Origin of the sequence: Pseudoalteromonas sp. MB41 (assembly GCF_020966275.1) — a bacterium.
GTDB classification, from domain to species: domain Bacteria; phylum Pseudomonadota; class Gammaproteobacteria; order Enterobacterales; family Alteromonadaceae; genus Pseudoalteromonas; species Pseudoalteromonas lipolytica.
On the sequence record NZ_JAJJZF010000049.1, the window covers coordinates 1 to 7,346 of the forward strand.

The 7,346-nt window shown below is 44.0% G+C and carries 8 protein-coding genes and 1 pseudogene; 1 reads left to right on the top strand and 8 read right to left on the bottom strand.

Going from position 1 to position 7,346, the window contains the following annotated elements:
- Positions 1-459 (bottom strand): DUF4158 domain-containing protein (locus tag LPA49_RS21930; RefSeq protein WP_230237762.1); only part of this gene is annotated, 459 nt, incomplete at its 3' end.
- Positions 460-552: 93 nt separating this feature from the next.
- Positions 553-1,077 (bottom strand): TetR/AcrR family transcriptional regulator, encoded by a 525-nt coding sequence (locus LPA49_RS21935; RefSeq protein ID WP_230237763.1) that lies wholly within the window; start codon positions 1,075-1,077, stop codon positions 553-555.
- Positions 1,078-1,191: 114 nt separating this feature from the next.
- On the opposite strand from LPA49_RS21935, the gene LPA49_RS21940 reads away from it, so the two are divergent.
- Positions 1,192-1,806: a cytochrome P460 family protein gene (locus LPA49_RS21940; RefSeq protein ID WP_069949007.1), complete on the top strand. Its 615-nt coding sequence runs from the start codon at positions 1,192-1,194 to the stop codon at positions 1,804-1,806.
- Positions 1,807-1,928: 122 nt separating this feature from the next.
- Here the strand turns inward: LPA49_RS21940 and LPA49_RS21945 are convergent, their stop codons facing one another.
- The 6 genes and pseudogenes from LPA49_RS21945 to LPA49_RS21970 form a co-directional block, all read right to left on the bottom strand.
- Entirely contained in the window at positions 1,929-2,876 is a 948-nt protein-coding gene (locus LPA49_RS21945; protein WP_069949008.1) for an L-histidine N(alpha)-methyltransferase, read from the bottom strand.
- A 37-nt stretch (positions 2,877-2,913) separates the two neighbouring features.
- Complete coding sequence (egtB, locus tag LPA49_RS21950; RefSeq protein WP_069949009.1) at positions 2,914-4,071, bottom strand: ergothioneine biosynthesis protein EgtB; 1,158 nt, start codon at positions 4,069-4,071, stop codon at positions 2,914-2,916.
- A 225-nt stretch (positions 4,072-4,296) separates the two neighbouring features.
- Positions 4,297-4,536, bottom strand: a complete 240-nt coding sequence (locus LPA49_RS21955) for a hypothetical protein (RefSeq protein WP_069949010.1) — start codon at positions 4,534-4,536, stop codon at positions 4,297-4,299.
- 189 nt (positions 4,537-4,725) lie between these two features.
- Positions 4,726-4,893 carry a VOC family protein gene (locus LPA49_RS21960; RefSeq protein ID WP_230237764.1) on the bottom strand — a complete coding sequence of 56 codons (168 nt, stop codon included), beginning with the start codon at positions 4,891-4,893 and terminating at the stop codon, positions 4,726-4,728.
- 311 nt (positions 4,894-5,204) lie between these two features.
- The gene (locus tag LPA49_RS21965; RefSeq protein WP_069949011.1) at positions 5,205-5,711 is read right to left on the bottom strand and encodes an MAPEG family protein; all 507 of its coding nucleotides are present in this window, start codon (positions 5,709-5,711) and stop codon (positions 5,205-5,207) included.
- 114 nt (positions 5,712-5,825) lie between these two features.
- Positions 5,826-7,346: pseudogene (locus LPA49_RS21970) on the bottom strand (Tn3-like element ISShfr9 family transposase); the annotation flags it as partial.

Below are 7,346 nucleotides of genomic sequence, written 5' to 3' on the forward strand. Positions count from 1 at the left end.
TAGGAATTCAATAGCAGTATCAAAGAGGTAACGCGGCTCCAGCCAGGCATTGCCCACCTGAACAAGGTGGTCGAAAAGAGAATTGAAGTGCTGACTTTCGTCCCATTTGTGATAACCAGCAAGGTCTAATACTTTTGCGTAGAGTCGATCTTTTTGTTTTTGTGAGGGAGTGAATGGTCTGAGCCCCTTGCCGCCAAGCAGCTCTTTACTGATGAACATTAAATCCTTAGAAACCTGCGAGTAAGCGATATCTAGGATGACGGGCTTTGATTTAAAGTATCCCAAAATCGCGACAAAGTAACATCTATGAGCTCTGAGACGAATTGACCGAAAAACTGCCAATTCCCCATCGTTCAGAGAAAAATACAGACGTTGTTCTTCGATTGAAAAAATGGGTGGGGAATAAAGATCTGCCTGTTCTGCTCTCGTGAGAATAGAAATTTCGTTTTTGATGGCCATATCAGGGCTGTTCCGTATTAAATGTACGATATTTACCTAATTTGCCACACTTATAAGTAGTAACCTACCTCCACAGCCATTTATTAGTGTGGTCTACAGAGGATTATGTCTTTTTAGAGGGGGAAATCCCCAGAACCCCATAATGGCATCTGCTTTTGCGGTTAGTTCGTCGTCGCTATGCTGTTTTTTTGCGGATGAAAAATGCTTTAAAAAAACGTCTGCCATAGGCGTAAACAACTCATTCACTTTTTCAGCGACAAGCTTATCTTTCCCGCCCAGCTCACTGGCGGCATCACAAAGGAGACATCCCCTTGAGGTGCTATCATCGGTACTTGCGTGGGCGATAGCTTTGTCTAAAACCTGTTGGTATCCGGTAACGAGACTTTTAGCGCTTGTCATAATGCTCACCACCTCGGTAATTTCTTTGTGGCCATAGTGTTCAAGCGCTTTAAAAAAAAGTGTTCGCTTATCGGTATAGGCATTGTACAAGCTACCACGACGAATTAGCGTAGCTTGCTCTAAATCTTCAGTGGACGTAGCCGCGTAGCCTTTTTGCCAGAAAACCAGCATTGCGCCGCTGAGCACGGTTTGTTCATCAAACTTTCTAGGTCTGGCCATTGATTTTACGACTCTTAATTAGTTTTTATATAAATATACCAAAATAACTTTATAAAGTAGAGAAGTGAGTTTATATTGGTATGAACGTTCAAAAATAAAATAAAGGCTCATAGCATGGCTATATTCACTTTACGCACCACCTTAATCGCAACTATTTTTGCCCTATGTACAGCTGCTTCCAGTGCCGTTACACTGGACGATGTAGTTGACGATGATGGGATACCACAGTTACCAGAAAACTTCAGGAGTTGGGAGTTTCTTGGTGCTTTTTCCGGTCTTGCAGCGGATAAAAATGGCTCCCATGAAATGCATACTGTTTATGCCAGCCCAGGCACAGTTGAATACTATCAACAAAATAATGCGTACCCTGATGCAGCAATACTCGTAAAAGAAGTGCTTGAGACAGACACAGAGAACTTAACCACTGGACGCATTTCCTATGCGACCAAAACCAAAGGTTGGTTTGTTTGGATTAAAGATAGCAAAGGTCGATTCCCAGAAAGTAAGTTGTGGGGGGATGGTTGGGGCTGGGCATTTTATGCCGCAGGTGATAAACCCAAACTGCAAACCACCGACTATAAAACCGATTGTTTAGGCTGCCATGTACCGGCAAAAGACACAGATTACTCCTATGTTCGTGGATATCCTGTGCTTGAAATAGAGCCTATGTCTGGCGGCCAAAATAAATCAGCCGACAATAAAGAAGCTAGCGAATCGCCCCATGAATAACGTTTCGCTAAACGCCTTAAAATAGTAATTTATGGCAGGCAACGAAGCTTTTTTATAGGGATAACAAGTACCCTATGCAAATACGTTTGCCAGATTTGTTGAACAGAAATAGACGATATGTATCAATTTCTGTTCAACAAATAATCTGCGAAGTAATGATTCTTATCGGTAAACTTGGCCGCGATTGAAAAGTCAGTTTGCTGTAACAACCCACAGACAATCTCATCATTATATTTACGCGAAATTTCGGTGTGGATTTTTTCACCGGCGTGAAAATGATAGGTTTTTCCGATGGCATTAATGTCGACGGATTGATCGCATCCACTCAATAAATAGCTTTTAGCTATGCCTTCGTTTTCATCGTACTCAGGCGCATGTGCAAATCCACCCGGGTCAAAATTGGCCCCCAGCTCAGCATTCATACGATGCAAAAGGTTGATATTAAACGAACGCGTGATACCGCTTTCATCGTTATAAGCTGGCAAGACAATATCAGCCGGTTTAATCAAATCTGTGCCCAGTAACAGTTTGTCATTTTTGCTTAAATTGGCGCCCAGTTGATAAAGAAAATCACTGGCGATGGCGTCTGACATATTGCCAATATTTGAACCTAGAAACAGTACAATTTTGGGATGATGACTGTCTTTTACCGAGCCCAACATATCAAAATAATCACCATGTTTTGGTATAACAGATACGTGGGGCAAGGCTTGCTGTAATGATTTTTCGAGTTGATCTAATGCATTTTGAGAAATATCAACTGGCATGTAATCAAATTGATACCCTTCATCACTTAGGGCTGCAAGCAGTTTACGCGTTTTACTACCGTCCCCGGCACCGAGTTCAATTAACTCAAAATAAACGTTTTTATCCGCTTGGAATGACTCGATGAGAGCCAAGGTTTGCGTGCTAAATATTTCCATTTCGCAGCGGGTTAAATAATACTCGGGCATCTTCATGATCTGCACAAAAAGCGCGTCGCCTTTTTTATCATAAAAATATTTAGACGGAAGCGTTTTTTCACTTTGACTCAAGCCAGCATCGACGTTATTCGCGAACTCTTCAATCATCTTATTTGTCTCTTGGTTATCATTTAAGCTGACCTGCTTATTTAACTAAGCGGATACCAGAATATTGCCACTGAAAATGTGGCTGAAAAAAGTTTCGGTACGTGGATCTCGAATGCTGTTCTGCGCTGGCAACAGACGCACCACGTAACACCATTTGATTCACCATAAATTTACCGTTGTACTCCCCCACGGCACCATCACTCACTTTAAAGCCCGGATAGGCTAAATACGCCGATGAGGTCCATTCCCAGCGCTGGCCCCACGTAAACTGGCTTGAGGCGACTTCCCATTCAAACTCAGTGGCCAAACGCATTTTCTTCCAGTTAGCAAACGCATTAGCTTCGTAATACGAAACGTGCGACACGCTTGCCTGTTTATCAATGGGTTTCAGCCCCGCCAACGTAAAGTAATACCACTGACCTTGCACACATTTCCAGTACAAAGGACACGTGATTTGCTTGTTCTCTATCCACGTCCAGCCATCGTCTAACCAATAGTTAAAAGTGGTATAACCGCCGCTTTCAATAAACTCAATATACTCACCATTAGTCACCAAACAGGCCGCAATCTCAAAATGCTGCAAGTAAACTTTATGTCGCCCTCTTTCATTATCAAAACAAAAACTCTCGTCTGCATGGCCTATTTCATAAACGCCTTCATCAATGCTTAACCATTGCTCAGGGGTTTCGACAGCGTTACTGCATTGGCTTACCAGATTAAAATCTGGTCGATACACAGGGTAGATAGGATTTAACGACAGGGTGTATTTTAAATCCGTTAATAACAGTTCTTGATGTTGTTGCTCATGGTTTATACCTAAGGTCACCAGGGCGTTAATTTCATCACTGACATCAGTGCTGAGCAAACGTACCATGTGCTCGTCGACATAATGACGATATTGATAAACCTGTTCAACAGTAGGTCGCGTGATAAGGCCACGCTGGGCGCGTACGGCTTTTTCGCCGACGCTTTGGTAATAGCTGTTAAACAAAAAAGTAAAATGCCCATCTAGTACCGCATAACCCGCCACGAACTTAGTCAGGATCATCTCTTCAAAAAACCAACTTGTATGGGCTAAGTGCCATTTGGGCGGACTAGTAAAATCAACCGCTTGAGGAATATAGTCTTCTACGTTGAGCGGGGCGCAAAGCGACTCAGTATATTGCCGTGTTTGCTTATATTGGGCTAATAACATGGTACTACACCTTAAAAAATAATAGCTTGGATCTCAAGTAAGATTAACTATGCCGCTGGGGAATGGCTTGGGATGTCCATTTTTCATTGGCTCATGTGTTAATCAATATCTGCCGATAACCGTGTCGAGCAAATCATCTAGTTCAGCAAAACGCCCAGTGCTAGGCCAATTACGTTAACGATCCCTGATATTAACGGCTTACTTGTGGCAGTAATAGCGATGAAACTAATTCCTGCGCCAAACACAGTACAATTCAATATTACGCTTTAATTCTTTCAAATCAGATAGTTGGCCTTCTTCGACCGTTTGTTTAAGTTGATATTTGGCATCTTCACACCTTTCACCTAATGGTTGATAAATATCGTTTCTTTCGACTTTAGAACGATCCGCAGAAGCCAATTTTGACTGAGTGCAGGCACTCAAACCCAACACTAAAAAACAGGTTAATAACAGCGTATTACGCATAAAATCCTTAATGGCTAAACATAAAAATCAGGCAAAAACTGATGAAAACGCACGTTGACTTGGTCAAACAGAGCGCCTCACAGAGACCTAAGGCTCTTCAATCAAAGGGTAACAATACATGCCTATTATGGCAATCGACGACCTATAAACCTTATTGTTTATCTGGCCGTTTACTTCCACAAGCTAGTGTCATTGACCGGCAGGTGGCTGCCATAATTCAACTTTATTTCCTTCTGGATCGATGACCCAAGCAAACTTACCATATTCAGAGTCTTCAATCTTATCGAGAACATTGCACCCTTCAGCTTTGAGCACATCGACTAACGCATAAAGATCATCTACGCGGTAATTAATCATAAATGAAGCATTGCTTGGGCTAAACTGCTCGCCGTCTTGAGACCCAACAGACCAGACAGTCGTTCCACCAACGGGCTTGCCGTCCGAGTCTGACCAACTGAATGCGGTACCTCCCCAAGCCTGAACATCAATGCCCAGTGACGTTTGTACCAAGCTTGTAACTGAGGTGCATCTTTCGCTTTAAAGAAAATACCGCCTATACCAGTAACGCGTTTCATGTAGACCTCCACATGTGGTGTGTAATTGTTCAGTTGCCCATCGCCACTCAACACTGCGGCGAACTGAATTCAGGTTTAAAACATCTTTTACAGTCAGTTTGAGCTTACTATTTTCCATAGTGTGTGAATAACAAAAATCACAAACAACACAAGTGTCGGGTAAAAAGTGACTGCAAAACCAAACGCTCTGGCTGCAGCGCCATTTTTATAACCCTTAAAGAATAACGTACGGCCCAATGCAAAAAGTACCGAGCACAAAGGTATTGCGGATAAAACAGAAACCGGCATTACCAAGCACCATGCTGTGTATACAATGATGGCAACAACAAACTGCTCTAAGGTATTTTGTAGCAGGCTTTGCAGGACTAAAGCATTTTCAGAACCCCGTGTTAACCCACTACCATCAATATCATCAGGACTAAAAAAGCGTAGCTTAGCCAATCGACCGATTGACACCAGCAGAAATCCAGTAGGCAGAATAATGGATAGCCCTAGCACGTCAAACCTGCCCTGAATATCGCCGATTAAGGCATTGGAGAATGGATCGAAATAAGTGCTTAGCATAATCGTCAATATGGACAATGTCATCGCTGATGCCATACCTTTCAATACACCTAATTGGGGTTCTGGGGATTTCCCCCTCTAAAAAGACATAATCCTCTGTAGACTACACCAATAAATGGCTGCGGAGGTGGTTTACTTTCAGCTTGGAGCCTAATCATCCACTATCGGCCTTGTTATTTCGCCAATATTGGGCAATTTCCCAGTATTAGTGAAGTTATACGTTCCGCTTAAGTTGATATTTTGCCACGCAACGGGCGAAACAGCACGAGTGATACCCGCTTTCTCTTCATCTCCTCTCGCTTCAAAGTGTCCCAGCAGATGACTCAGTATCGCGGAGTTGAAGTAGATGATCGCGTTGGCAAGCAATCTTGCACATTCATTCCAGATAGCGATTTCACTCTCGTTTTTGCCTCGGAACTGATCGCCATTCACCGACGCAATAGCCCGTCTCAGGAAGTGCCACGCTTCTCCCCGGTTAAGGGCACGCTGAACGTACTGCCGCAAACTGGCATTGTCTATGTAATCCAGTAAATATTGCGCTTTGACCAGTCGATTATACTCCGTCAGCGCCTGTAATGTCGGGTGCCCCGAAGGATAACCAGACAACTTTCTTACCAGCATTGCCTGTGTCGTTCGCTTTGTCTGAAGTGACAGAACAATGCGCCTAATATCCTGCCATCCCGTTTCGATGACATTCGTCCTGATGGGCTTTTTCAGGGCAAGGTTGGTGCCGCCGTGTTCATTTTCAGTTACGTCAAACAGATCATTGATGACACTACTGAACTGCGCGTATCGCGGTGCAAAACTGTAACCGCATAGATCCAGTAAGGCGAAGTTAACATGATTGACACCGTGTGTATCTGTCGAGAGTACGTCAGGTTTGATTTCACTGCTGTTGGATTGTAACAGGTCATAAATATAGTGTGATTCGTGCTCGTTGGAACCGATGATCCGAGCATTGAGGGCGCTGTGGTTGGCCACCAGTGTCATGGCCGTGATCCCTTTGTTGGTGCCGAAATACTTAGAGGAGTACCGGGTTTTAAAGGTTTCCAGATGGGTTTCGAATTTCTGACCATCCGCACTGGCATGCAGCTGGTCCTCCTGAATATGGTAGTGGCGGAAGATGGGTAGCGCTGCAACCGCATTATTGATCACATCGCTGGCATCATGCAGCGTTTCAGGCCGGATATAGTTGGCCTGCACCGTACTCAGGTGTTCATAGCTTCGATCGGAGATCTGCGCCATGCCATACACACCACGGTGAGTGGCGTTGGCAATCAGAATGGCCAGTAAATCATCCTGATGAGTGAACCCTTGTTTTTGTATCGGAAGTACATGAGTCAGACATTTCATGAACCCGGTTTCGCGCTCTACATACCGCAGTACATCCGCGATATCGACCGGTTGCATTCGCTTAAAAAAGGGATTGTTGACCAGAGATGTAGCGCTTTTGGTCGGCAGACGCCAGCGGGTACCGGTACGATTTTTCATGATCACATTTCGATTGTCTCCCTCATCAATATGGAGAGCAACGTCTTTGAGTGCACTTTCCAGCCGGTGTTGTTTCTCCTGTAACAATAACTCTGCGGGCTGTTTTAGTCTGTCCAGTGTTGATGAGGCCAGCAAGGTATCCTGCGATGTCTGGGGGATCAGGTCGTCTTCCAGTGCGCG

Excerpts from the sequence above, each read along its gene's own strand:
- LPA49_RS21935 (WP_230237763.1), bottom strand. The coding sequence starts at position 1,077 with ATGGCCAGACCTAGAAAGTTTGATGAACAAACCGTGCTCAGCGGCGCA.
- LPA49_RS21940 (WP_069949007.1), top strand. The coding sequence starts at position 1,192 with ATGGCTATATTCACTTTACGCACCACCTTAATCGCAACTATTTTTGCC.
- LPA49_RS21945 (WP_069949008.1), bottom strand. The coding sequence starts at position 2,876 with ATGATTGAAGAGTTCGCGAATAACGTCGATGCTGGCTTGAGTCAAAGT.
- egtB (WP_069949009.1), bottom strand. The coding sequence starts at position 4,071 with ATGTTATTAGCCCAATATAAGCAAACACGGCAATATACTGAGTCGCTT.
- LPA49_RS21955 (WP_069949010.1), bottom strand. The coding sequence starts at position 4,536 with ATGCGTAATACGCTGTTATTAACCTGTTTTTTAGTGTTGGGTTTGAGT.
- LPA49_RS21960 (WP_230237764.1), bottom strand. The coding sequence starts at position 4,893 with ATGATTAATTACCGCGTAGATGATCTTTATGCGTTAGTCGATGTGCTC.
- LPA49_RS21965 (WP_069949011.1), bottom strand. The coding sequence starts at position 5,711 with ATGGCATCAGCGATGACATTGTCCATATTGACGATTATGCTAAGCACT.